Here is a 23423-nt window from a genome sequence, read left to right as displayed (position 1 = left end):
CCAGCCTAACCGATTCCGGGCTCGTCCGACGATGGCGCGAAACGGATCGGGCCCGGATAGTCCAGGTCCATGCTGTATGGATCCTTTTGCGCGGAATTCTGGTCCCGCTCCGCGCTGAGGCGAAGATGCTGATCGACCATCATCGCCAGGGGCGTGATCGGCTCCGGCAGGGGCCGCAACCGCCCCTCCCCGTCGAAATAGCGCCGCGCCCAGCCGCCGTCGACCGCATGGGCGAAATAGCAGGCCGTCGCCTCCGGCCCCAGGTGCCGTGCGCGCCAGTGGTACATGAAGGCGGAGTACCGCGCCGCCTCGCCCATCGGCTGGTCCATCAGCATCGCCCAGGCCAGCTTCGTCGCCTGGTCGATGATATCGGCGTCGCGCTCGGCCATGTATCGCGCGATCGCCTCTTCCTCCGACGGTTGGTCCGCGGCGGCGGCGGCGGCCTCTCCGGCGCGCTCCGCCAGCTTGGCCAGGGCCTCGGCCGAGCGGATCAGCGTCTGGGCCTCCGCGCCACGTCCTTGCGCCAACAGGCTGCTGGCGCGCTGCATCGCCGTTTCCACGGCCGTCTGCGGATCGACCGGCGGCCCCTGCGGGACCGGCGGCGGCGCCGTCTCGCGCGCCGGCTCCAGTTCGCCATCCAGCTTTTGCGCGATGTCCTTTCGGGTCCAGCCCTCCAGCCGCGCCTTCTTCCTCAGATTGGACAGGCCGACGTCGAACCGGCGCGCGATCGACGGCCCGCTCTCCCCGCCCTCATAGGCCGCGCGCACCCGCGCCCAGACCTCCGGCCCCCGATATTTCTTCAGGCGATAGTGTTCCATGACGACGGCGTAGCCGCCCGCGTCGTCGAAATCGGACGTAGGCGTCGTTGCGTCGTCCAAGTGGTGCCCGCGCCGTCGTCCAATTCTCTCATGCCGAAAGCGAAGGGGCGGCCCCGTCGGAGCCGCCCCTGCCTTGTCTCAGCTGTCCAGGAAGGACCGCAGCTTGCGGCTCCGGCTGGGGTGCTTCAGCTTGCGCAGCGCCTTGGCCTCGATCTGGCGGATGCGTTCGCGGGTCACGCTGAACTGCTGGCCGACCTCTTCCAGCGTGTGATCGGTGTTCATGCCGATGCCGAAGCGCATCCGCAGCACCCGCTCCTCGCGCGGCGTCAGCGACGCCAGCACGCGGGTCGTGGTCTCGCGCAGGTTGGACTGGATGGCGGCGTCGATCGGCAGGACGGCGTTCTTGTCCTCGATGAAGTCGCCCAGGTGCGAATCCTCCTCGTCCCCGATGGGGGTTTCCAGGCTGATCGGCTCCTTGGCGATCTTCAGGACCTTGCGCACCTTCTCCAGCGGCATGGCCAGCTTTTCGGCCAGTTCCTCCGGCGTCGGCTCGCGGCCGATCTCGTGCAGCATCTGGCGGCTGGTGCGGACGATCTTGTTGATCGTCTCGATCATGTGCACCGGAATGCGGATGGTCCGCGCCTGGTCGGCGATCGAGCGGGTGATCGCCTGACGGATCCACCAAGTGGCGTAGGTCGAGAACTTGTAGCCGCGGCGGTACTCGAACTTGTCGACCGCCTTCATCAGGCCGATGTTGCCCTCCTGGATCAGGTCCAGGAACTGCAGGCCGCGGTTGGTGTATTTCTTGGCGATGGAGATCACCAGGCGCAGGTTGGCCTCGACCATCTCCTTCTTGGCCTGGCGCGCCTCGCGTTCGCCCTTCTGCACCGTCTGGACGATGCGGCGATAGTCGTCGATCGGCAGGCCGGCTTCCAGCGCCACGGCGGCGACGTCGGTGCGAATGGTCGCGATCTGGCTGGCCTCGTTCTCGCTGAACTTGGTCCAGCGCACGCCCATGTCCTTGACGTTCTCGGTCCAGTTGGGGTCCAGCTCGGCGCCGAAATAGGCCTTCAGGAACTCGGGCCGCGAGATGCCGTAGCTGTCGGCCAGGCGCAGCAGCCGGCCTTCCAGGCCGATCAGCCGCTTGTTGATCGCATACAGCTGCTCGACCAGCGCCTCGATGCGGTTGTTGTTCAGCTTCATCGTCTTCAGACGGTCGGAAATGGCCGTCGTCAGCGCCTCGTAGGTCTTCTGGTCCTTGGCGCTCAGGGTCTCGCCCTTCAGCCGCGCCTGCACCAGCTTGTCCTGCAGCCCGCGGAACTCGCCGAAGTCGGCGGCGATGGCGTTCAGCACCTCCATCACCCCATCCCTCAGCTCCGCCTCCAGCGCCGAGATCGACATGCCGCCGCCGTCGTCGAAGTCGTCCTCGTCCTCGTCGTCCGACTCCGGCTTGTCTTCCGCCGATTTTTCCTCGGGCTCGTCTTCCTCTTCGCCCTCGGGCTGGGCGGCGCCCGGCAGGGACGAGGGGTTCAGCACGCCGTAGGTGGCGTCCAGGTCGATGACCTCGCGCAGCAGGATGCGGTTGTTCTCGAGCTCGTCGCGCCAGACCATGATGGCCTCGAACGTCAGGGCGCTTTCGCACAGACCCGAGATCATGGCGTCGCGACCGGCTTCGATGCGCTTGGCGATGGCGATCTCGCCCTCGCGGCTCAGCAGTTCGACCGAGCCCATCTCGCGCAGATACATCCGCACCGGGTCGTCGGTGCGATCATAGGCGGCCTTGGCGGGCGTCTCGGCGACGGCGGTTCCGGCGGCGGCGGCGACGTCGGTGGACTGCTGCTCCTGCGCGTCCTCCTCGGCCTCCACCACGTTCACGCCCATTTCGGACAGCATCGCCAGCGTGTCCTCGATGGCGTCGGGCGTCACTTCTTCCGAGGGCAGAACCTTGTTCAGCTCCTCCATCGTCACATAGCCGCGGGCCTTGGCCTGCTTGATGAACTTCTTGACGCCGGCGTCCGTCAGATCGAGCAGGGGCCCGTCGGTCGAGACTTCGGCTTCCTGCGTTTCGGTCTGTGCGCTCATATTCAGTCTGTCTCCGGTCGAGGCGGTGATCAGGCCCCCGACGAAAATACAATGCCCGGCGGTCCGTAAGGTTACGAGCCCGCGTTGTCTTCCCATATCGTCCCGGCTTTGATCGCACGGCGAAGCGCATCCCGCTCGGCCTTCAGCCGGCGGAACGCCTCATCTTGCCCGGGCACGTCGCGCGCCTGGGCCAAGGCGTCCTCCAACGCGGCGACGCGCGTCGAAGCGTCGAACGCCTGCGACCATCGGACCCTTGCCTCGGCGAGGGGCGCATTTGCGGCCAGGAATGGCGCGCCGGACTTCGCCGCCGCCTTCTCGACCTCGCGCACTAAGGCATCGTGACCCGATTGCGCCAGATGGCGACGCATGGCCGCAGAGTCAAGGGATTGTCCCGACAGACGCAATCGGACCAGCTCCTGCGCCAGCCCGTCCAGGCCCCGGTCGCCGAATCCGTGGGCCGCGATCGCCTCCAGATGGTCGTCCATCCGTTCGGGATCGTCGATGGCCCCGTGGGCGAGGGCCGCCGGCACGGGTTCGATGGCGCGGATCAGCGACTGCATCGCCTGGGCGCCCTCGGCCGTCTGGCCCTGCTTGGGCGGCGGACCGAACCGGCCGCCGCGCCCCTGCCCCGGCGTCCAGGGCGCACGAGGTTGAGATCGCGGGAACAGGGCGTCGAAGCGATCGAACAGGTCGCGACGATACTGCTCGGCCAGGTCGCGATCCTGGATCGCCTGGGCGGCCTGGCGCAGGCGCGCCTTGAACCCGGCCTTGCGCTCGGGCGTGTCCAGAAGCTCGGCGTCCTGCTCGCGACGAAACAGGACCTCGGAAAAGGCGTGGGTCTCGCCCAACGCCTGACGCAGGGCCGGCGCGCCCTTTTCGCGCAGGATGTCGTCGGGATCCTGTCCGCCGCTCAGCAGGGCGAAGCGGAACGACCGCCCGGCCTTCAACAGCGGCAGCGACCGTTCGATGGCGCGATAGGCGGCGCGCAGGCCGGCCGCGTCGCCGTCGAAACACAGGACGGGTTCATGACTGACCCGCCACAGCCGCTCCATCTGCTCTTCGGTCAGGGCCGTGCCCATCGGCGCGACGGCGGGAAGGCCCGCCCGCTGGCAGGCGATGACGTCCATATAGCCCTCGACCACGATGATCGCCTGGTCGCTGCGGCTCTCGGCGCCCAGGATGCGCCGCGCCTCGGGCAGGCCGTAGAGGGTCGCGCCCTTGTGAAACAGCGGGCTTTCCGGCCCGTTCAGATATTTGGCCCGGTCGTCGGGATTCATCGCCCGGCCGCCGAAGCTGACGATCCGCCCGCGCGCGTCCAGGATCGGGAACATCAGCCGGTCGCGGAACCGGTCATAGGGCTGGCCGCCGCCCTCGGGCGCGATCAGCAGACCGGCCTCGACCAGATCGGCGGGGCGCGCCCCGCGCTGGATAAGCGCCTGCTTCAACCCCTCGCGATCGTTGGGCGCATAGCCCAGGCCGAAGCGTTCCCACTGGTCCTCGGGCAGGCCGCGCCTGTCCAGGTACTCGCGCGCCGCCTTGCCCGGCGTGCGGCGCAGATTGGCGGCGAACCACTTCTGGGCCAGGTCCATCCAGTCCGACAGGCCCTGGCGCTTCTGCTCGCGCTCGACCGCCTGGGGATCCTCGGCCGGAAGCTGCAGCCCCGCCTCGCCGGCCAGGCGCTGCACCGCCTCGACGAAGCTCAGCCGCTCGGTCTCCTGCAGGAAGGAGATGATGTCGCCGTGCTTGCCCGAGCTGAAGTCGTGGAAGAAGCCCTTGTCGTCATTGACGAAAAAACTGGGCGACTTCTCCTTCGTGAAGGGCGACAGGCCGACGAACTCGCGCCCCTGGCGCTTGAGCTTCACCGTCCGCCCGATCACGTCGGACGGGCGAAGGCGGGCCTTCAATTCGTCGATGAAGCGTTCGTCGAAGCGCACCGCCGATCCTTAGCCCCCGGCCGGGCCGCGCGCCAGCGGCGGGCGGACTTGTCGAGCGATCCGCGCCGGGCCAAAGGTCTTGCATGGAAACGCGCCGCTTCGCCCTGACCTGCCTCATGCTCGCGGCCCTGGGGGCGGCCGCCTGCCAGACGCTGCCGCGACCGGGGTTCACCCAGGCCGAGCTGGCCGCCGCCAGCCCGCCTTATCGCTACGACTTCTCCAGCGACACGGCCCGGGCGCGGTCGAGGCGGACACCCGGCGCGCCGCCCAGGCGCCGGCCGACGGTCGGTTCGACCTGCTGGCCCTGTCCGGCGGCGGCGCCAACGGAGCGTGGGGCGCCGGAGTGATGACGGCCTGGCCGGATCCGCCGACCTTCGAGGTGGTGACGGGGGTGTCGACCGGCGCCCTGATCGCGCCGTTCGTCTTCGCCGGACGATCGTTCGACCCCGCCCTGACCCAGGCCTACACCGGGGGCCATGCCGACGGTCTGTTGAAGTCGCGGGGGCTGCTGGCCCTGTTCCTGCCGGGCGTGTTCGATCCGGCCCCCTTGCGCGACCTGGTGCTGGACAATGTCGACGAGACGCTGTTGCGCGCCGTCGCGGCGGAGCACGCCAAGGGCCGCCGGCTCTATGTCGCCACGACCAGCCTGGACACCCAGACCCAGATCGTGTGGGACATGGGCGCCCTGGCCAGCCGCGACGATGTCGCGTCAAGGGTGCTGTTCGTGAACGTGCTGATCGCCTCGGCCAGCATTCCCGGCGCCTTCCCGCCGGTGCCGCTGACCTATGATCACGACGGACGGCAGGTCAGCGAAATCCATGTCGACGGGGGCACGGTCGCCAACTTCCTGGTGGCGCCGGAACCGCTGCTGCTGGCGGACAATCTGGGTGCGCGGGGCGAAGGGCGGATCTGGGTGCTCGTCAACGGCAAGCCCGAGCCCAAGTTTCAGGTCGCGACGCTCAGCCCGGCGCGGATCGCCGCGCGCAGTTTCGACACCATGATGAAGGCGATCACCCGCTCGGACCTGGCCAATACGGCGCAGTTCGCCCGCGTCAACGGCATGACCATGAACGTCGCCATGATCGGCCCCGAGACCGAGGAGGACAGCCTGGATTTCGGCCGCGAGAACATGAATCGCCTCTTCCAGGCGGGCCGCGCGGCCATGCAGGCCGGGCAGGCCTGGCGCACCGTCATGGATGCGCAGGGCCGGGCCGCGCCCCTGTTGCCGCCGCGCGCGGAATCCTCGAGCAGCGACACGGTGGCGGCCGCCGGCGAGCGAACGCCGGCCCCATCGCAGGATCAGTGAAAGCGAAGGCGATCAGGCGGTTCGTCCGTCATCCCCCGACTCCGAACGAACCGCCGCATCGCGGAGGCGTAGCCGCCGCGTCCCCCAACGCCTTGGCTAACGAAGTCCTAACGCCTCGCGGACCTGCATCTGACGTCGCGATGCGGCGGCTGTCGAGGGGGATGCGCCGGCCCGTCAAGGAATTGGGCGAGACTGTGTCTTTCGCGCCGCGCCGCGCCGCAACGAGAGGCCTGCTCACCGGCGGCCGAAGGGCACGACCTTGTTGGCCGCGTCGTGGCCGATGTCGGCGGCGCCCAGATAGGGAATGCCCGCGCGACCGCACCAGAAGCGCACGATCTTTTCGGGCGTCTGGCCGAAATCGGGATCGTTGAAGGTCACGTCGGAGACGCGCCCCAGACGGATGCCCGCCACCCGTCGGATCGAGGCCTGACCGGTCAGGTGGAACATCATCCGGTCGACGCGATAGAGCGCCTCCGACACCTCCTCCAGCATCAGGACGTGGCCGCTCAGATCCGGCTCCAGCGCGGTTCCGACCAGCTGGTCGATGATCGACAGGTTGAAGGCGACCGCCGGGCGCGGGTCGCTGAGCAGGGACGGCTCCAGCGAGGCGGGATCGTCCCGCAGGAACCAGTTGAGGGCGCGATAGGCCGTCTCGTCGTGACGGATGGCGTCGGACGCCATCGGCCCGTGCGCCAGATGGGGAAAGCCGGCCTTGTACAGGATCGCCAACAGGCTGCCGGCGTCGGAATAACCCATGTATTTCTTCTTGCGCGCCACCGCCGTCAGGCGCGGCAGAACCGCCTCGGCGATGCGGCAGGCGCCGTAGCCGCCCCGTCCGAACCAGATGGCGTCCAGGCGCGGATCGTTGGCGAAGTCCACAAAGGCGTCGGCCCGGGCCGCGTCGTCCCCGGCGAAGTGGCCGTGCTTCAGAAAGCAGGACGGATGGAACACCACCGAGACCGACCGATCGGGGAAGTGGGCGGCCATCCAGGCGTCGACGGCCTTGGCCCGATCCTTGGAAAAGCGCGAACTGGCGACGACGACGCCGATCTTCATGACAAGTTCCGTCTGGCCCCGGGCATCGCCCGTGCTAGTCAGGCGCGGTCCAGTCCTCCCGGTTTCGCCTCCATGAATCAAGACGCCTCCTACTTCTTCTGCGGCATCGGCGGATCGGGGATGCTGCCCCTGGCCCTGATCGTCCAGGCGCGCGGCGGACGGATCGAGGGCTCGGATCGCGCCCTGGACCAGGGCCGGACGCCCGAGAAGTTCGACTGGCTGCGCGCGCACGGCGTGACCCTGCACCCCCAGGACGGGTCCGGGGTGACGCGGCCCGACCAGATCGTGGTGGCCACCGGAGCGGTCGAGGACACGGTGCCCGACATCGGCGCAGCCCGTCGCGTCGGCGCGGCGATCAAGACCCGCCCCCAGCTGCTAAGCGAACTGTTCAACGCCGCCGAGACCTCGGTCGGCGTGGCGGGCACCAGCGGCAAGTCCACGATCACCGGCATGATCGCCTGGATCCTGCACCAGACCGGTCGGGCGCCGACCGTGATGAACGGGGCGGTGATGAAGAACTTCGCCGACGCGGACCATCCGTTCGCCAGCGCCCTGGTCGGCGACCCGGCGCTGTTCGTGGCCGAGGTGGACGAATCCGACGGCTCCATCGCCCGCTACGATCCGACGGTGGCGGTGGTGTCCAACATCTCGCTGGACCACAAGTCGATGGAGGAGCTGCGCGACCTGTTCGGCGGCTTCGTCGGCCGGGCCCGCACGGCCGTTCTGAACCTGGACAACCCCGAAACCGCCGCCCTGGCCCAGACGCTGGCGCCCGGCAAGGCGATCACCTTCGGCCTGGGCGAAGAGGCGGCCGACCTGTCCGCCCACGACCTGGAGCCGCTGCCGGCGGGCATGAAGTTCCGACTGATCGCGGGCTGGACCGAGTTCGACGTCGTGCTGAACGCGCCGGGCGCCCACAACGTCGCCAACGCCCTGGCGGCCATCGGCGCGGTCCAGGCGCTGGGCGTCCCGGTGGCCGAGGCCGTGCGCGCGCTGGAGACCTTCGCCGGCATCCGAAGGCGGATGGAGGTGGTCGGGACGGCCGGCGACGTCACCGTCATCGACGACTTCGCCCACAACCCCGACAAGATCGCCGCCACGCTGAAGACGCTGCACGCCTTCGATGGCCGGTTGCTGATCCTGTTCCAGCCGCACGGGTTCGGCCCGCTGAAGCTGATGAGGGAAGAGTTCATCCAGGGGTTCGCCGGCCTGCTGCGGCCCGACGACGTGCTTGTGATGCCCGAGCCCGTCTATTACGGCGGCACCACCGATCGCAGCGTGGGATCAGAGGATATCGCCTCGGGCGTGCGCGCCGCCGGACGCAACGCCGAGGCCCTGGCGGACCGCGCGGCCTGCGGCGACCGGATCATGAGCATGGTCCGCCCCGGCGACCGGATCGTGGTCATGGGGGCCCGCGACGACACCCTGTCGGACTTCGCGCGCGACCTGCTGAACCGGCTGGATCAGTCGGCCGGTCGATAGACGCGGACGTAGTCGACCTCCATCCGCTGCGGGAAGGCGGCGTCGTCCACCCCCTCCTCGCCGCCCCAGTCGCCGCCGACGGCGATGTTCAGGATCAGGTGGAAGGGCTTGTCGAACGGCCAGGTTTCCGGATCGCCGCGCCCGTCGTTGGCGAAGCGGTGGATCGGCGCGTCGTCGATCAGGAAGACGATCTCGTCCGCCGTCCAGCGCACCTGATAGAGATGAAAGGCGTCGCAGGCGTCCGCGACCTGGGTGGTCGCCGTGCTCTGGGTGCCGCGCACGTGGTTGTAGGCTTGCGTATGGATCGAGGCGTGAACGACGCCCGGCCGGTGGCCGACGTGCTCCATGATGTCGATCTCGCCGCCGATGGGCCAGCCCGAGGGCGACTGGGGCAACATCCAGATGGCGGGCCAGCTTCCACGTCCGCACGGCAGCTTGGCGCGGGTTTCCACGAAGCCGCCCCGCCAGCCCGCCGTCGAGATCAGCCGCGCCGAGGTGTAGTCCTGTCCGCCCCAGTCGGCGGGCGTCGGCTCCATGCGCTCGCGCCGCGCCTCGATGACCAGCACGCCGTCCTCGACCCGCGCGTTCTCCAGGCGATCGGCGGAATAGTACTGGGCCTCGTTGTTGTACCAGCCGCCGCGATTGGCGTGCGTGTCATAGGTCCACTTCGACGCATCGGGCGCGCCGTCGCGATCGAACTCGTCGGCCCAGACCAGATCATGGCCGGGGGCGCAGGGTCCGGAGACGCCATAGCCAAGGCGGCGGCGAGCATGAACATGATCAGACCTCCCAGCGTCCTTCGCCCTTGATGACAGGGTGTCGGCGGGGTGGAAAACCCTAATAGACGTCGCGGCGGTAACGTCCGGTTTCCAGCAGCTCCAGCAGACGCGCCTCGCCCAGCGCCTGCTGCAACGCCGAATCACCCCCTGCGACATACCCTCCAGGCTGCCGCAGACATAGACGGCGGCCCCACGATCGACCCAGGCGCGGACGTCGGCGGCGGCGGATGAGATCAGGTCCTGCACGTAACGGCCGCCGCCGGCGTCCCGCGAAAAGGCTCGATCCAGCCGGGTCAGCACGCCCGAGGCGAGCCAGGCCTGAAGCTCGGCGTCGAAGAAGGCGTCGTGCGCGCGCGTCCGTTCCCCGAACAGCAGCCAGGCCCCGGCGCCGGCCGAGGCGCGCGCCTTCAGGTGTGCGCGCAAGCCCGCGATCCCGGTGCCGTTGCCGATCAGAATCAGGGGCGTCTCGGCCGAGGGGCCGTGGAAGCCCCGGTTGACCCGCACCCGCATCCCGACCTCGTCGCCCAGGGCCAGGGTCTGGGTCAGCCACCCCGACGCCAAGCCGAGCTGGCCGTCGGGGCGGCGCATCAGCCGGATCAGCAACTCCAGCCGTCCATCCTCCGGCAGGGAGGCGATGGAGTATTCGCGCGCGCCGGGCGCGGGCTGGCCGTCGCGAGCCGGGACCCCGATCTCGGCTATGTCGCCGGCCGACCAATCGGGCGCGGGCCCCGCCGGCTCGAACGCCAGGTGATAGGCCTCAGCGCCTGGCGAACCCGGATTGACCAAGGTTCGCGACGCCAGCCGCCACGGCTCGTAGGCCGGCGGCGTCCAGTCCGGCGCGGACGCGACGCCCGCGATCTGGTTCAGCTGGTGCTGCCAGTGGCGGATGGCGCCGGCGTCGCCATCGTCCACCTCGACCGGATCGAACAGGGGCTCGGCGCCCGATCGCCGCAGCCACCCGTCCACGGCGTGACCGAAGCCGCAAAACCGGTCGTAGGACCGGTCCCCCAGGGCCAACAGGCCGAAGCGAAGATCGGACAGGTCGGCGTTGCACCCCATCGCCCTGCGCACGAAGCCCGCGGCGGCGTCGGGCGGATCGCCCTCCCCGTGGTCGAGACGATCAGCAAGGCGCGGCCGGCCGTCTTCAGCGTCTCAATGTCCATGTCGGAGAAGGACAGCACCCGCGCGCCCACGCCGCCCTGTCCCAGGGCCTTGGCCGTCATCCAGGCCAGCTCCTCCGCAAAGCCCGTCTGGCTGGCGAAGGCGACCAGAACGGCCTCGCTGTCTCCCGCCATCGCCTCGGACCGGGCGCGGGCGCGGGCCCTGGCCCGTCTTTCGCGCCAGACGATCAGGGCGATCAGGGCCAGCCAGAGCAGGATCGCGCCGGCCGCCCACAGCCAGCGGGCAGGATCGAGGGTCACGCCGTGTCGTCGTCCATCATGGCGCGCCAGGCCGGGGTCATGCGCTCGACCAGTCCCCGGTCGGTGCGCTGGACGAAATGCGCCGCCAGGCCGAGGCCTTCCGCGAACTCGGGCCCGTCGTAGGGCCCCATGACGGTCAGGGCGGTGGCGTAGGCGTCGGCTCTCAGCGCCTGGGCGTGCAGCACGCTGACCGAGGCCAGGCCATTGTCCACCGGCTGGCCGGTCGAGCCGTCGATGGTGTGCGGATAGAGCCGACCCTGATGCTCGAACGCACGGCGATAGTCGCCGCTGGTGGCCACGGCCAGTTCGTGCAGGGCGACCACGGTGCGCGGCGCGGGGCTGTCCGCTAGCCGCTCGATCTCGGCCCACCAGGGCTGGGCGTCCGGCTTGACGCCTCTTCCTTCAGCTCGCCGCCGATCTCGACCAGGTGCGAGGTCGCGCCCATCGCCATGAGGCGGTCAGAGACCCGGTCCACCGCATGGCCCTTGGCCAGGGCGGAGAAATCCAGCTTCATGCCGCCCATCTGCATCACCGCGCGGGCGTCGCGGTTCAACCGCAGTTTCTGCCAGCCCGACACCTTCAAGGCGGCGACGATCTCCTCGTCCTCGGGCGTCGGCAACAGGGGCGAACGAGGACCGGGGGGCCGAAGCCCCACAGATCGACCAGGGCGCCCAGGGTGGGATCGACCGCCCCGTTGGTCTCGTCGCCCAGGTCCATGGCGGCGTCCAGAAAGTCCCAGAACGCCTGCGACACCGCCCAGACCCCCTGGGGGGCCGCGTTGAACCGGCTGATCTCGCTGCCCCGCTCCCACGGGCTGAACAGGCGCACGATTTCGGCCAGTTCCGCCTCGATCGCCGACTGGAACGCGGCCTTGTCGGCGCCGGGCGGGGCGATGAGGCGCGCGTTCCAGGTCGTCCCCATCGTCTGGCCGCCCAGCGACCAGACGATGTCGCTGGGCGGTCGCTCGGGAGCCTGCGCCACGGGCGGAATCAGCACGCGGTCGCCCGACCGGTCGGCCAAGGGCGCGGCGTCGCCGATGCTGACGGGAGACGGCGCGGCCCGACTTGCGGGCTGGAAGGGTTTGTCGGTCATCCGACCCGCTTAGGGCAGGACCTCGACCACCGCCACATATTGCGCATTGGCGCCCGGCTGATCGCCCTGGCCCTCGCTGCGCACCGAGGCGTTCAGCCAGTACATCCCCGCTTCGGGCCAGGTGATCGAGAACGTCCCGTCGGCGCCCGTCTTGACGGTCGATTCCTCGGGATTGTCGCGATAGCGCAGGCCGCCCCGCGCGACGGTGACGTCCAGGTCCGCCGCCGGCCGCCCGTCGTTCAGCAGCTTGAACGTCGCCGCCTCGCCCGCCACCAGGTCGTTGGGATGGGTGACCGGGACCATCTCCAGCCCTTCGTTGGTCGGGGCGAAGACCGTGTCGGTCGGATTGTTCAGGGTGACGAAGGTCTCGATGCGGTTCGCGGTGCGCGTGGCCCGCACGTCGGTCGCGCCCTGCGGCAGGGCGGCCGGAAACTCCGCCGCCGATCCGCGCCAGCGCTTCTGCTCGCCGTTCAGGGTGTAGCTGGCCATGAATCCGTTCATGACGTTGGCGACCTTGTAGGTGCCGTTCTGGGTCAGATGCAGATCGAAGGTCGAGCGGTAGCGGCCCTGCATCTGGTTCTCGGCCTGGGCGGCCGAGCCGTCCGGCGCGGTGATGACCAGGCCGTTCAGCCGCATGGCGTTGTGGTCGGGGATGAAGACCCCGTTGGACATTCCGGCGTCGAAGCTGACCCAGCCGTCGTTGCCCGACAGCACGGTGTAGGCCGGCGCCATCCAGGCGCGGTGGGCCTGGGCGGCCATCGGCGCAGCCAGGACGGCGGTGAGGGCCAGCAGGGCGAGGGATTTCTTCATGGCGACGATCCTTTAGCGGGTGACGGCGACGCGCACGGCGCCCAGTTCATTGGAGCCGGAGGCCTGGCCGGTGTTGGGCGCGCCCCAGCGGAACGGGACGCGCACGGATTCACGGCCGCCCAGTTCGCGCGCCGCCTCGACGACGATGTTGTATTGCCCGGGCTGCAGGCCGGCCAGGCGCGCGCCCGGCACGCGGACGGTCTGGGTTCCCGGCGCGCGCGTGGCGCCCGACACGCCGTCGGCCGGCAGGGTCATGGCGCGACCGCCCTTTCTCCACCAGGTGCGCAGATCCTTCAGCCAGTCCTTGCCGTCGCCCTCGTTGTTGCGGGTCTGCTGGTACCAGACCGCCAGGGTGCGAACGGCGGTCTGATCGGGCTGTTCGATCCAGATCGCCACATAGGGGCGGTGGTAGGAGGCCGTGTTCAGGCGGGGGATGTCGACCGAGACCGACAGGTCGGCGGCCAGGGCCGGCGCGGCCGCGGCCAGGCCGGCGGTGGTGACGACGATGGGAAGAAGGCGCATCCGGTACACTCTCGGCGATTGGCTCAGTGAATGAAGATCAGGGCGATGACGACGGGGATCAGCAGGCCGAGGCCCGCCAGGGGCCAGGTCGACGGCCGCCCCCGCGCGTGAAGCCACATCAGGCCCAGGCCGGTGACCGCGAAGATCACGCAGGCCACGGCGAAGACGTCGATGAACCAGTACCAGACCGGGCCGGCGTTCCGGCCCTTGTGCAGGTCGTTCAGGTAGGCGATCCAGCCGCGGGTGGTGTTTTCGTGCAGGGCGTCGCCTGTCGCCCGGTCGATGGTCAGCCAGCCGTCGCCGCCGGGCGTCGGCAGGGCGACGTAGATTTCATCGGGCGTGGTCTCGGTCGGCTTGCCGGCGATGTCGACCGACAACGTCCGGGAGGCCCAGCGCGCGACCGCCTCGGGCGCCGGGTCGGTCGTTTCGTCCGGGAATGACGACAGGCGGTCAAGCAGCGGCTGCGGCAGGGTCGCGGTCTGCTCGACCGTGACCGGCTCGGCCGGGATCTGGGCCGCGTGGTTCAGGGTGATCCCCGTGACGGCGAACAGGATCATGCCGACCAGGCTGAGCGCCGCCGAAATCCAGTGCCAGGAATGCAGCTGCTTCAGCCAGAACGACCGCGCGCCATTCAGCGCCGCCTTCGGCTTGGCGGGCTGAGGCCTGGCGGGCTTGGCGGATTCAGCCTGACGTTGCGGGGCGAGATCGGTCACGCGACCGCTCTGCCACTGTTGCGAACCGTTTTCAATAGCAGTGGCGGCGGCGACGATCAGTAGGCCAGCCGCACGCCCGCCCTCAGCGTCCGCGGCGGGCCGTAACCCGCCACGCCAGTTCCGGTCTCCGACACCTCCACATCGGCGTCGAACAGGTTGTCGGCGGCCAGCCACAGGGTCGCGCCCGCGCGCATCGCCCATTCCGCCCGGACGTCCGCCGTCACCGCGGCGTCCAGCACGCGGCTATTCAGATCGTCGTCGAAACGCTCGGATTCGTAACGCGCCGCGACCGCCAGGGTCAGGCGGGGCGAGATGCGCCAGTCAAGGCCGGCCGTGGCGCTCCATTCGGGCGCCTGGGCCGGGCGCAAGCCGGTCAGCTGGGGCGCCGCCGTCCCGCCATCGACCTCGGCGTCCGTCCAGGCCAGGGCGGCGTCCAGGGAAATCGTCTTGGACAGGCGCGTCGACCCATTTAGCTCCACGCCCCACGCCTTGATGGTCCCCGCATTCTGCCTCTGTCTCAGGACGCCGCCCGCCGGCACGAAGCCCGCGCGCGGGAAGGTCCCCGGCCCCTCGCCGATCGTGACGTTGACGATGGCGTCCTCGATCTCGTTCCAGAAGACGGTCGCGCCCCAGGCCCGCCCGTCCTGGTCGAAGGCCAGGCCGGCCTCCACGCCGCGCAGCGTCTCCGGCTCCAAGGCGGCGTTGGCCTCGGTGATGTCGTTGCCGACGCGGAACGGCCGGTGCAGTTCGTTCAACGTCGCGGGACGGAACCCGGAATAGGCGGCCGCGCGCGCGGCGTAACCCTGGCCCAGGTCGCGCCGCACGGCCAGGCGGCCGCTGACCACTTCACCGTCGCGATCGGCGTCGGTCTCGTCCAGCAGCGCCGCGCCGGTGGCCAGGTCGTACTCGTAGCGGAAGCCGGCGGTGTTCTCCCAATGGTCCCATCGCAGGCCGCCGGCGACCAGCCAGGCCTCGTCGCTCCAGGACGCATCGACGTAGCCGCCGGCCACGGCGGTCTCGCCGCCCGCCTTGCGGCCCTTGGTGAAGCCGGCGCCGGTCGGATTGCTGAACCGTTCGTTGGTCTGGCCCTCGTTGAAGCGGGCGTCGGCGCCGACCTCCCACTCCAACCGCCCGCCCGCGACCGAGGCCGCGCGGCGGCGCAGGGCGGCGTTCACGCCCCACCCCGCGGCCGGGGTCTTATACTGGTCGTTGGCCGGCGTGGTGGTCGCGCGATCCGCGGCGACCGACGCCGAACTGTTGGCGAAATCGCTTTCGATCCTCCAGCCCTGAAGACGCCAGCCATAGTCGCCAGCCTGGGGCGCCCGAGCCAGGGTGGCGCTCAGCGCGTGGCCGCTGGCGTTGGCGCGGGTGTTCGCCAGGCCGGACCCGCGATCCTCCTCCCAGGTCGAGGCGCGCAGGGACAAGGCGGCCGAGCCGACCGGCGCATCGGCCCGCAACGACGCGCTGCGGCTGTCCAGATCCAGGGGCGTGTCCGCCGCCCCCGCCGCGGCGCCGCGCACCGGAACATAGCCGTCGCTGACCTCATAGAGGCCCGAGGCCGTCAGGCGAACCGCGCCCAGCTGGGTCGAGCCGGACCCCGCGGCTCGCGCCCCGCCCCGTTCCGCGACGGACAGGTCCAGCACGCCGCCCGAATCCCGCTCGCGCAGCTGGATCGTGCCCGTCAACGCGCCGGCGCCATAGGGGCCGGCCCCGGCGCCCCGGATCACGTCCACGCCCTCAAGCGCCTCGGGCGCCGCCTGGGACCAGATGACCCAGCCGCCGAACGGGTCGTTCAGCGGCACGCCGTCCAGCGTGACCAGGGTGCGGCCAGCCCCGGACGGGGCGATGGCGCGCAACGAGATCCCCTGGGTGGTCGGATTGGCGGCCAGGCTCGTGGTCCGCCGGAACAGCGACACGGCCGGCACGCTTCGCAACGCCTCGTCCAGGCGGGTGGAACGACCCAGCACCTGGGGATCCAGTCGCGTCACCGAAAAGGCGGCGTCGGCGGCGGCGGGCGGCAGGCGTGCGGCGGTGACCACCACGTCGGAAACCTGGGCGGGCGGTGGGGGGCGGAGCGTCCTGGAACATCAGGGGTTACAATAGCCACGCTTCGATCCGGTTCACCCCCGCGCGGCGAAAAACCTCAGCGTCGCCCGGAAGTCACACCTCGGCCCAACGGCGCAGCAGGTTGTGATAGACGCCGGTCAGCTCGATCACCGCCTGGTCCTTCGGCCCCTTTTCCACGGCCACGCGCTGGGTGGCGACGTCCAGCCGGAACAGCATCTCGCGGTCGCCGTCGTCGCGCACCAGGCTTTGCAGCCACATGAAGGACGACACCCGCGCGCCGCGCGTCACCGGGGTGACGTGGTGCAGGCTCTTGGACGGATAGAGGACCAGGTCCCCGGCCGGCAGCTTGACCGACTGGGAACCGTACATCTCCTCCACCACCAGCTCGCCGCCGTCGTAGTCCTCGGGCTCGGACAGGAACAGGGTGGCCGACAGGTCGCTGCGGATGCGCAAGGCGCCGCCGCCGCGCTGCTGACGGATGGCGTTGTCGACATGGGTCCCGAACTCGCCCCCGCCCTCGTAGCGGTTGAACAGCGGCGGGAAGAGGGTGTGCGGCAGGGCGGCGGCGACGAACATGGGGTTGGCGTGCAGCGCCTGGGCGACCAGGGCCGAGACTTCGCGCGCGACGGCGGAATCCTCGGGCAGCTGCTGGTTCCGCTTGGCGGTCGCCGACTGGTGGCCCGAGGTCATGTTGCCGTCGGCCCAGGGACCGGCGTCCAGCTTGCCGCGCAGGACGGCCACCTCGTCCTTGGTGAAGACCTGGGGGATGTGCAGCAGCATGGCGGGCCTCGCCGAAAAGGAAGACGGCCCCGCCGGGGACGGGGCCGTCAGGATAGGCCGGGGATCGGGCCTTTAGAAGCGTACGTTCAGCTTCAGGATCGCCTGGCGACCCGGCGCCGGGTCGGCGTGGTGCACGCCGTTGGTCCGCAGGATGTATTCCTCGTCGCCGGCGTTCTGGATGTTCAGCTGCAGGCTGGCCCGGTCGGTCAGCTCGTAGCTGCCGAACAGGTCGATGCGGGTGTATTCCGGGGCGAAGACGCGGTTGGCGCCGCCGCCGGCCCCGCCCTGGTTGCCGCCGAACCGGTCGGACACATAATAGACGCCGCCGCCCAGCGTCAGACGCGGCATGACGCGATAGGTCGAGAACAGGCTGACGCTGTGCTCCGGCGTATTGGCCAGCTGCAGGCCCTCGAAGACGCTGGGAACCGGCTCGCCGTCCACGATGGTCACGGGGCCGCGGACCAGTTCGGAGTCCATGTAGGTGTAGCCGCCGAACACGGTCCAGGCCGGGGTGATGTTGCCCGAGACGCCCAGTTCGAGGCCGCGCACCTCGGTCTCGCCCACCTGTTCGGAAACGCCGTCGTCGACCAGGATCAGAGCGTTCTTGCGGGTGGTCTGGAACAGGGCGCCCGAAAGCGACAGACGCTCGCCGAACAGATTGGCCTTCGCGCCCACCTCGTAGCTCTCGGTGTCTTCCGGATCCAGCACGGCGTTGGCCGCCGTCGGCGCGGCGTTCTGGTCGCCGCCCTGAATGGTCGGCGGGGTCGAGGCGGTCGAGAAGGAGGCGTAGACGCTGGTGTTCGCCGTCGGTTTGTAGACCAGGCCGACCTGATAGTTGACAAAGTCCCATCGCGCTTCAGGGATCGCGACGCCTGCGCCGTCCACGCCGTCGACCGAATAGTCGTCCCAGCGTAGGCCCAGGTTCAACAGCCACTTCTCGCCGAACGCGATGGAATCGAAGGCGTAGACCGCCGTGGTGTCGGTCGTGTTGGCGCTGACCGCGCCGCGCACGATCGAGCCGGTCCACGGATCGTTCGGGTTCGGGTCATAGACCAGGGTGCAGTCGAAGCCGGTGAAGCCCGTCGGGCAGGCCGTGCCGCCGGTCGTGGTGACGGTGTAGGAGGCGTTCTTGTTGTCCTCGGTCGACAGCTCCAGGCCGATGTCGAAGCTGTGCCTGATCGCGCCGGTCTGGAACGAGCCGTACAGGTCGGTGACGTTGGCCAGGGTCTCGGTCGGGTTCCAGCGCGACTTCAGGCCCCGCTTCATCCACCATTCGCCGTCGACCAGCCGCGCCGAGCCGCCGTCGCCGGGGTTGGTCACCACATAGTCGTTCAGGGTTTCCGAGTAGCGGGTGATGTTGCGGATCGCCAGGGTGTCGCTGAAGCGGTGCTCCAGCTTCAGGGTCACGCTGTCCACCTCGTTGCGCAGATAGTCGCGCGCCTTCAGGCCGTAGAAGGTGTCATAGGGCACGTCCAGGATGCCCGAGGCGTCGGGACGCGGCGCCGTGGCGCCGCCCAGCTTGGTGTAGAGCGGGATGCCGTAGTCCGGCATGGAATCGCTGCGCAGGCGATAATGGCTGAGGGTCGCGGTCGTGTCGGTTCCCAGGCCGGTGGCGAAGGCCATCGCCAGGCCGTACTTCTCGAAATCCACCGCGTTCCGGTTCGGAACGTCGCCCTCGGTCGCCAGCAGGTTCAGGCGGAAGGCGGTGGTGTCGTTGAAGCGCCAGTTGCCGTCGATGGTGGCGCGATAATAGTCGTCAGTGCCGACCGCGGCGCCGACGCTGACGAAGTCGGTGAGGCGCGGCGTCTTGGAGCCCAGATTGATGCTGCCGCCGCCCGAACCACGGCCCGAATAGACCGAGTCAGGCCCCTTGATGACCTCGACCTGTTCCAGGTTGAAGACCTCGCGCGACTGGCCGCCCGTATCGCGCACGCCGTCCACGAAGATGTTGTTGGCCGAGGACTGGCCGCGGATGAAGGGACGCTCCGCCAGGGGCTGGCCGCCTTCGCCGGCGCCGAAGGTGATGCCGGGCGAGGTGCGCAGCAGATCCTCCAGCGAGGTGGCGGCGGTCTGGGTGATGATCTGCTCGGGAATGATCGTCACCGCGCGGGGCGTGTCCACCAGCGGCGCCACATATTCCGGGCTTTGCGGTTCGCGTTTCTGGACCTGGCCGTTCACGTCGATGGTGCCCAGGTTGGCCGGCTGTTGCTGGTCGGCGGCGGTGACGACGGCCTCGTCAGCCGACGCATCGGCGGCGACGGCTGGGGCCGCCACCAGCATTCCGGCGGCGCTGGAGGCGAAGAGAAGCGCGCGGAGAGAGGAAGCGCGGGTTTCGGACATATTGGTGCGACCTTTTGGCCTGATTTTGCGATGCGCTCGCAATAACCAGCTTCACATTGCCGCACAAGCCGAATTGAGAATTAATCTCAGTCGCGTCAGCTGGCGATCATCATGGTCTTCGCGGCGGGCGGCGTTTGCAGGTCCAGCCAGGTCGGGTCCGGCATGGCGCGGTGCGCCGCCGCCAGCGCCTCGGACCAGCGGCGGCCCAGGTCGCGGAAATAGGGATCGTCGGCGTCGATCCGCCGCTCCATTCCCACCATCTTGTCGCGGGGAATGACGATCAGGTCGAAAGGCGGCCCCACGGCGATGTTCGACCGGATGGTCGAGTCGAACGAGATCAGGCCCAGCTTCACCGCCTCGGACAGCGACGTGTTCGGGCGCAGGGCCCGGTCCAGGATCGGCTTGCCGTACTTCAGTTCCCCGATCTGAAGATAGGGCGTGTCCGGGCCGCATTCGATGAAGTTGCCCTGCCCGTAGATCAGATACAGGCCCATCTTGCCGCCCGCGATCTGGCCGCCCAGCAGCATGGAGGCGGTGACGTTCAGCCCGTCAGCGGTCGGCGTGGGCGGCGTGTTGATGCTGGCGCGGACGCTGGCCAGGGCGTGCCCCAGTATCTGCGCGGCGCGAAACAGGGTCGGCGCCGTCTCCAGGGTTTCGGGCCCGGCCGAATCCGGCAGGGTCACGCCCTCGCCCACCATCGAAAGCGCCGTTTGGGTGACGGACAGATTGCCGGCCGTGGCGACGGCCAGGACGCGCTCGCCGGGCGTCTTGAAGACGTGAAGCTTGCGATAGGACGAGATGTTGTCCACGCCCGCATTGGTGCGGGTGTCGGCGATCATCGCCAACCCCTCGTCGACCAGCATTCCCACGCAATAGGTCATTGCGCCCTATCCGCTCCCCGCGTTGCGAATCGCCTGACGCTAGCAGATTCGGACGACATGGCGATCAGGACCATCCCCGGCTCTGATGTTGCTGCTGGCTCTGTTGCACCGGGCGCACATGCAGGGCGACCGTCAGACTCTCGACGCCGCCGCCGTAGCTGGTTCCCCGGATCGGCGTGGCCCCCAGCGCGTCCAGGCCGATGGCGACCCGAACGTAGTGATCGGTCGGGCAGATGCCGTTCGCGGGATCGAAGCCGACCCAGCCTAGATCGTCGATCCAGGCCTCGGCCCAGGCGTGGGCGGCGTCCTGGTCGTGCTGGCCGTCGGTCCGGTTCAGGTGACCCGATACATAGCGCGCCGGCACGCCCCCGCCCGCGCGCAGGCGATGAAGATCTGGGCGTGATCCTGGCAAACCCCGCGCCGCAGGGCGAAGGCCTCGGCCGCCGAATGCGTCGCCGAGGTGGCGCCCACGTCGAAGGCCACCGCCTGGTGGATGGCCCCCATCAGCCGGTGCATCCGATCCAGCGCCCCGCCCTGCCCCGCCGTGTCGGCGAAGGCGGTCAGGGCCGCGTCCGGGCGCGTCAGCCGCGTCTCGCGCAGATAGACGCTGGGCGACAGCTTCTCGTTCTGCCCCGGATCACGCCGCCCGTGTCGACGGTGGACACCTCGCCCGTGACGCGGATGGTCAGGTCGTCGGTCGGTCGCTCCGTATAGAGGCTGTGGACGATGTTGCCGAAGGCGTCCTCGCTGCGCCGCAGACGCGCGTCCACGTCGGTCTCTATGCGCCAGTCGCGCACCTGCTGGCTCTCGCACGACTTGGGCGTCAGCCGCAGCATCTGCACGATGAAGCGCGCGGGCCGGGCGTAGGCGTAGCGGGTGGCGTGGTCGATCCGTATCCGCATCGTCAGACCAGGTACTGTTCGTGGATGGCTCCGGCCAGGGCGTTGTTCTCGTTCAGGAAGGCCTGGATGTATTCGTGCAGACCCGACTGGAAGATGTCTTCGATCCGGGCCTCGTTGAACTGGGTCATTCGGTTGGAGGCCAGGCGCTGGGCCGGGCCGCGACGGCCGTAATCCGCCGCCAGCTTCTCCAGATAGCTGACGATCATCCCCTGGCACGACGCCAGCGAGCGCGGCATCTGCCGGTTCAGCACCAGCAGATCGGCCACCAGCCACGGCCGGACGGATTCCCGATAGACCCAGCGATAGGCCGTCAACGCCGACACCTCGCGCAGCAGGGTGGTCCACTGGAAATAGTCCAGCTGCCCGCCGACCCGCTCGCCCGGCGGAAGCAGGAGGTGGTATTTGACATCCAGCAGGCGCGCGGTGTTGTCGGCCCGCTCGATCGCCATGCCCAGGCGTAGGAACCAGTAGGCGTCGTTCCGCAGCATCGTCCGCGACGACGCCCCCTCGACCGCCAGGGACGTGGACTTCACGAAGTCCAGGAAGTTGGTGAAGTCGTCGCGCCGGGTCGGCTCGCCCAACTCCTGCAGGCCGTTCCAGGCCCCGTTGATCGCCTCCCAAAGCTCGATCGTCAGGGCCGTGCGAACGGAGCGCGCATTGGTGCGGGCGCGGGTGATGCAGGCCTTGATCGACGTCGAATTGTCCGCGCCGAAGGCCAGATATTCGCGCACCGACTTCTCCGACGGCGTTCGACCCGAGGCGTCGAAGGCGGTCCTGACGCCGGACGACGCGATCGCCCCGGCCCAGGCGGTGACGGCGGCGTGATCCTTGGCCGGCAGGGCGGCCAGGCGAATGGCGGCCTCCAGGATCCGCGCCAGGAAATCGGCCCGCTCCATGTAGCGGCCGGTCCAGTAGAGACTGTCTGCGGTGCGAGAAAGCATCAGTTGTCCAGCACCCAGGTGTCCTTGGTTCCGCCGCCCTGGCTGGAGTTGACGACCAGCGACCCCTCCTTCAGCGCCACGCGCGTCAGGCCGCCAGGCGCGACGCGCACGCCCGCGGGGCTGGACAGGACGAACGGCCGCAGGTCCACGTGACGGGGCGACAAGGCGCCGCCGGCCAGGGTCGGCGCGGTCGACAGGTCCAGCGTCGGCTGGGCGATGAAGTCGTCGGGATCGGCGATCAGCTTGGCGCGGAAAGCCTCGATCTCGGCCTTGGTCGAGGTCGGCCCGACCAGCATCCCATAGCCGCCGGAGCCGCCGACTTCCTTGACCACCAGCTGATCCAGCTTGGACAGCACCTCCTTCAGCGCCTCGGGCTCGCGGCAGCGCCAGGTCGGCACGTTCTTCAGGATCGCCTCCTCGCCGGTGAAGAAGCGGATGATCTCGGGCATGTAGGTATAGACGGCCTTGTCGTCGGCCACGCCCGTTCCGACCGCATTGGCCAGGGTCACGCGACCGGCGAAATAGGCCGACATCAGCCCCGGCACCCCGACCGCCGAGTCGGGCATGAAGGTCAGCGGGTCGATGAAGTCGTCGTCGATGCGGCGATAGATGACGTCGACGCGCTTGGGCCCTTCGGTCGTGCGCATGAAGACGGTGTCGTCGTTGACGAACAGGTCGCCGCCCTCGACCAGTTCCACGCCCAGCTTGTCGGCCAGGAAGCTGTGCTCGTAATAGGCCGAATTGTAGGGTCCGGGCGTCAGCACAACGATGGTCGGATCCTCGCCCGCCCCGGCCGGGGCCGAGGCCTGAAGCGAACGCAGCAGCATGTCGGTGTAGATTTCGACCGGCCGCACGGCGTGTTCGGCGAACAGGTCGGGGAAAAGCCGCATCATCATCTCGCGGTTCTCCAGCATGTAGGAGACGCCGCTGGGCGTGCGGACATTGTCCTCCAGCACGTAGAAGCCGTCCTCGCCCGTGCGGACCAGATCGACGCCGGAGATGTGGCACCAGACGTCGCCGGGGGGCCGGCGGCCCTGCATCTCGGGCCGGTAGTGCGGATTGGTCAGGATCAGCTCGGGCGGGACGATCCCCGCCTTCAGGCAATGCTGCGGCCCGTAGATGTCCCTTAGAAAGGCGTTGATCGCGGTGACGCGCTGCTTCAACCCCTTTTCCAGCGCCGACCATTCGTCGGCGCCGATGATGCGCGGCACCACGTCGAAGGGGATCAGCCGCTCGTTGGACTCTTCGTCCCCATAGACGGCGAAGGTCACCCCCATGCGCCGGAAGAACAGCTCCGCCTGGCGGGAGCGCGCCTGCAGCAGGTCGGGCGGCGCATTCTCCAGCCACGCCGCCAGCGTGCTGTAGCTGTCGCGGATCCTTCCGGACCCACGGCCGGACATTTCGTCGAAAGCCTTCGTCATTCGCCCCCGCCGCGATGAGAAATCACAGAGTGATGGGCAGAGAACGGAAAGCGCAACAGTTTTGTTGCAGTGCGGC

23 protein-coding genes and 1 pseudogene are annotated in these 23423 nt (G+C 69.3%); 3 read left to right on the top strand and 21 right to left on the bottom strand.

What is annotated here, in order from left to right; translation table 11 throughout:
- Window positions 1-5: 5 nt before the first annotated feature.
- The 3 genes from MU852_RS13760 to dnaG all read right to left on the bottom strand — a co-directional run bounded on the left by MU852_RS13760 (window position 6) and on the right by dnaG (window position 4834).
- Window positions 6-878 carry a hypothetical protein gene (locus MU852_RS13760; protein WP_249750036.1) on the bottom strand — a complete coding sequence of 291 codons (873 nt, stop codon included), beginning with the start codon at window positions 876-878 and terminating at the stop codon, window positions 6-8.
- A gap of 78 nt (window positions 879-956) precedes the next feature.
- Complete coding sequence (rpoD, locus tag MU852_RS13755) at window positions 957-2900, bottom strand: RNA polymerase sigma factor RpoD (protein WP_249750035.1); 1944 nt, start codon at window positions 2898-2900, stop codon at window positions 957-959.
- A gap of 71 nt (window positions 2901-2971) precedes the next feature.
- Window positions 2972-4834, bottom strand: coding sequence for a DNA primase (gene dnaG / locus MU852_RS13750; RefSeq protein ID WP_249750034.1), 1863 nt, complete (start codon window positions 4832-4834; stop codon window positions 2972-2974).
- Between the two features lie 83 nt (window positions 4835-4917).
- On the opposite strand from dnaG, the gene MU852_RS13745 reads away from it, so the two are divergent.
- Window positions 4918-5181 carry a hypothetical protein gene (locus tag MU852_RS13745; RefSeq protein ID WP_249750033.1) on the top strand — a complete coding sequence of 88 codons (264 nt, stop codon included), beginning with the start codon at window positions 4918-4920 and terminating at the stop codon, window positions 5179-5181.
- A complete protein-coding gene (locus MU852_RS13740; RefSeq protein ID WP_249750032.1) occupies window positions 5181-6140 on the top strand; it encodes a patatin-like phospholipase family protein in 960 nt (319 codons plus the stop codon). The genes MU852_RS13745 and MU852_RS13740 overlap by 1 nt, the downstream gene beginning before the upstream one ends.
- Window positions 6141-6374: 234 nt before the next feature.
- Here MU852_RS13740 and MU852_RS13735 read toward each other — a convergent pair whose 3' ends face one another.
- The gene (locus MU852_RS13735) at window positions 6375-7196 is read right to left on the bottom strand and encodes an LD-carboxypeptidase (RefSeq protein WP_249750031.1); all 822 of its coding nucleotides are present in this window, start codon (window positions 7194-7196) and stop codon (window positions 6375-6377) included.
- A gap of 72 nt (window positions 7197-7268) precedes the next feature.
- Between MU852_RS13735 and MU852_RS13730 the strand changes: the two genes are divergently transcribed.
- A complete protein-coding gene (locus MU852_RS13730) occupies window positions 7269-8678 on the top strand; it encodes a UDP-N-acetylmuramate--L-alanine ligase (protein ID WP_249750030.1) in 1410 nt (469 codons plus the stop codon).
- Here MU852_RS13730 and MU852_RS13725 read toward each other — a convergent pair.
- The 17 genes and pseudogenes from MU852_RS13725 to MU852_RS13660 all read right to left on the bottom strand — a co-directional run bounded on the left by MU852_RS13725 (window position 8660) and on the right by MU852_RS13660 (window position 23347).
- On the bottom strand, window positions 8660-9613 hold the full coding sequence (locus MU852_RS13725) for a glycoside hydrolase family 16 protein (protein WP_249751967.1): 954 nt from the start codon (window positions 9611-9613) through the stop codon (window positions 8660-8662). The genes MU852_RS13730 and MU852_RS13725 overlap by 19 nt on opposite strands.
- 45 nt (window positions 9614-9658) lie before the next feature.
- Window positions 9659-10680, bottom strand: a pseudogene (locus MU852_RS13720) (sulfite reductase subunit alpha); the annotation flags it as partial.
- Between the two features lie 194 nt (window positions 10681-10874).
- Window positions 10875-11237: an FAD:protein FMN transferase gene (locus MU852_RS17525; RefSeq protein ID WP_283843867.1), complete on the bottom strand. Its 363-nt coding sequence runs from the start codon at window positions 11235-11237 to the stop codon at window positions 10875-10877.
- Window positions 11225-11497, bottom strand: coding sequence for an FAD:protein FMN transferase (locus MU852_RS17520; protein WP_283843635.1), 273 nt, complete (start codon window positions 11495-11497; stop codon window positions 11225-11227). The genes MU852_RS17525 and MU852_RS17520 overlap by 13 nt, the downstream gene beginning before the upstream one ends.
- Window positions 11458-11970 carry an FAD:protein FMN transferase gene (locus MU852_RS17515; protein WP_283843634.1) on the bottom strand — a complete coding sequence of 171 codons (513 nt, stop codon included), beginning with the start codon at window positions 11968-11970 and terminating at the stop codon, window positions 11458-11460. Before MU852_RS17515 ends, MU852_RS17520 begins: the two co-directional genes overlap by 40 nt.
- Window positions 11971-11979: 9 nt before the next feature.
- Window positions 11980-12780 carry a DUF4198 domain-containing protein gene (locus tag MU852_RS13710; RefSeq protein WP_249750029.1) on the bottom strand — a complete coding sequence of 267 codons (801 nt, stop codon included), beginning with the start codon at window positions 12778-12780 and terminating at the stop codon, window positions 11980-11982.
- A gap of 12 nt (window positions 12781-12792) precedes the next feature.
- Window positions 12793-13302 carry a DUF2271 domain-containing protein gene (locus tag MU852_RS13705; protein ID WP_249750028.1) on the bottom strand — a complete coding sequence of 170 codons (510 nt, stop codon included), beginning with the start codon at window positions 13300-13302 and terminating at the stop codon, window positions 12793-12795.
- A gap of 23 nt (window positions 13303-13325) precedes the next feature.
- Window positions 13326-14015 (bottom strand): PepSY-associated TM helix domain-containing protein, encoded by a 690-nt coding sequence (locus MU852_RS13700; protein WP_249750027.1) that lies wholly within the window; start codon window positions 14013-14015, stop codon window positions 13326-13328.
- A gap of 56 nt (window positions 14016-14071) precedes the next feature.
- On the bottom strand, window positions 14072-16057 hold the full coding sequence (locus tag MU852_RS13695; protein ID WP_249750026.1) for a TonB-dependent receptor: 1986 nt from the start codon (window positions 16055-16057) through the stop codon (window positions 14072-14074).
- A gap of 118 nt (window positions 16058-16175) precedes the next feature.
- Window positions 16176-16862 carry a Fe2+-dependent dioxygenase gene (locus MU852_RS13690; protein ID WP_249750025.1) on the bottom strand — a complete coding sequence of 229 codons (687 nt, stop codon included), beginning with the start codon at window positions 16860-16862 and terminating at the stop codon, window positions 16176-16178.
- Window positions 16863-16934: 72 nt separating this feature from the next.
- Window positions 16935-19202 (bottom strand): TonB-dependent receptor, encoded by a 2268-nt coding sequence (locus MU852_RS13685; RefSeq protein ID WP_249750024.1) that lies wholly within the window; start codon window positions 19200-19202, stop codon window positions 16935-16937.
- Between the two features lie 95 nt (window positions 19203-19297).
- A complete protein-coding gene (locus tag MU852_RS13680) occupies window positions 19298-20083 on the bottom strand; it encodes a proteasome-type protease (RefSeq protein ID WP_249750023.1) in 786 nt (261 codons plus the stop codon).
- A 64-nt stretch (window positions 20084-20147) separates the two neighbouring features.
- The gene (locus MU852_RS13675; protein WP_283843633.1) at window positions 20148-20447 is read right to left on the bottom strand and encodes a transglutaminase-like domain-containing protein; all 300 of its coding nucleotides are present in this window, start codon (window positions 20445-20447) and stop codon (window positions 20148-20150) included.
- On the bottom strand, window positions 20417-20599 hold the full coding sequence (locus MU852_RS17510; RefSeq protein ID WP_283843632.1) for a transglutaminase-like domain-containing protein: 183 nt from the start codon (window positions 20597-20599) through the stop codon (window positions 20417-20419). Before MU852_RS17510 ends, MU852_RS13675 begins: the two co-directional genes overlap by 31 nt.
- 65 nt (window positions 20600-20664) lie before the next feature.
- Window positions 20665-20985 (bottom strand): transglutaminase N-terminal domain-containing protein, encoded by a 321-nt coding sequence (locus MU852_RS13670; RefSeq protein WP_249750022.1) that lies wholly within the window; start codon window positions 20983-20985, stop codon window positions 20665-20667.
- Between the two features lie 2 nt (window positions 20986-20987).
- A complete protein-coding gene (locus MU852_RS13665) occupies window positions 20988-21926 on the bottom strand; it encodes an alpha-E domain-containing protein (protein WP_249750021.1) in 939 nt (312 codons plus the stop codon).
- Window positions 21926-23347, bottom strand: coding sequence for a circularly permuted type 2 ATP-grasp protein (locus tag MU852_RS13660; RefSeq protein ID WP_249750020.1), 1422 nt, complete (start codon window positions 23345-23347; stop codon window positions 21926-21928). Before MU852_RS13660 ends, MU852_RS13665 begins: the two co-directional genes overlap by 1 nt.
- Between the last annotated feature and the right edge of the window lie 76 nt (window positions 23348-23423).

It is taken from the genome of Brevundimonas albigilva (genome assembly GCF_023503965.1).
GTDB lineage: Bacteria > Pseudomonadota > Alphaproteobacteria > Caulobacterales > Caulobacteraceae > Brevundimonas > Brevundimonas albigilva.
This window is presented reverse-complemented; position numbering and strand designations above follow the sequence as displayed.

Bases quoted from the DNA above. Each gene is read 5' to 3' on its own strand.
- rpoD (WP_249750035.1), bottom strand. From the start codon at position 2,900: ATGAGCGCACAGACCGAAACGCAGGAAGCCGAAGTCTCGACCGACGGG.
- MU852_RS13745 (WP_249750033.1), top strand. From the start codon at position 4,918: ATGGAAACGCGCCGCTTCGCCCTGACCTGCCTCATGCTCGCGGCCCTG.
- MU852_RS13740 (WP_249750032.1), top strand. From the start codon at position 5,181: ATGACGGCCTGGCCGGATCCGCCGACCTTCGAGGTGGTGACGGGGGTG.
- MU852_RS13735 (WP_249750031.1), bottom strand. From the start codon at position 7,196: ATGAAGATCGGCGTCGTCGTCGCCAGTTCGCGCTTTTCCAAGGATCGG.
- MU852_RS13730 (WP_249750030.1), top strand. From the start codon at position 7,269: ATGAATCAAGACGCCTCCTACTTCTTCTGCGGCATCGGCGGATCGGGG.
- MU852_RS13725 (WP_249751967.1), bottom strand. From the start codon at position 9,613: ATGTCGCAGGGGGTGATTCGGCGTTGCAGCAGGCGCTGGGCGAGGCGC.
- MU852_RS17515 (WP_283843634.1), bottom strand. From the start codon at position 11,970: ATGACCGACAAACCCTTCCAGCCCGCAAGTCGGGCCGCGCCGTCTCCC.
- MU852_RS13710 (WP_249750029.1), bottom strand. From the start codon at position 12,780: ATGAAGAAATCCCTCGCCCTGCTGGCCCTCACCGCCGTCCTGGCTGCG.
- MU852_RS13705 (WP_249750028.1), bottom strand. From the start codon at position 13,302: ATGCGCCTTCTTCCCATCGTCGTCACCACCGCCGGCCTGGCCGCGGCC.
- MU852_RS13690 (WP_249750025.1), bottom strand. From the start codon at position 16,862: ATGCTGCTGCACATCCCCCAGGTCTTCACCAAGGACGAGGTGGCCGTC.
- MU852_RS13685 (WP_249750024.1), bottom strand. From the start codon at position 19,202: ATGTCCGAAACCCGCGCTTCCTCTCTCCGCGCGCTTCTCTTCGCCTCC.
- MU852_RS13680 (WP_249750023.1), bottom strand. From the start codon at position 20,083: ATGACCTATTGCGTGGGAATGCTGGTCGACGAGGGGTTGGCGATGATC.
- MU852_RS17510 (WP_283843632.1), bottom strand. From the start codon at position 20,599: ATGCACCGGCTGATGGGGGCCATCCACCAGGCGGTGGCCTTCGACGTG.
- MU852_RS13670 (WP_249750022.1), bottom strand. From the start codon at position 20,985: ATGCGGATACGGATCGACCACGCCACCCGCTACGCCTACGCCCGGCCC.
- MU852_RS13665 (WP_249750021.1), bottom strand. From the start codon at position 21,926: ATGCTTTCTCGCACCGCAGACAGTCTCTACTGGACCGGCCGCTACATG.
- MU852_RS13660 (WP_249750020.1), bottom strand. From the start codon at position 23,347: ATGACGAAGGCTTTCGACGAAATGTCCGGCCGTGGGTCCGGAAGGATC.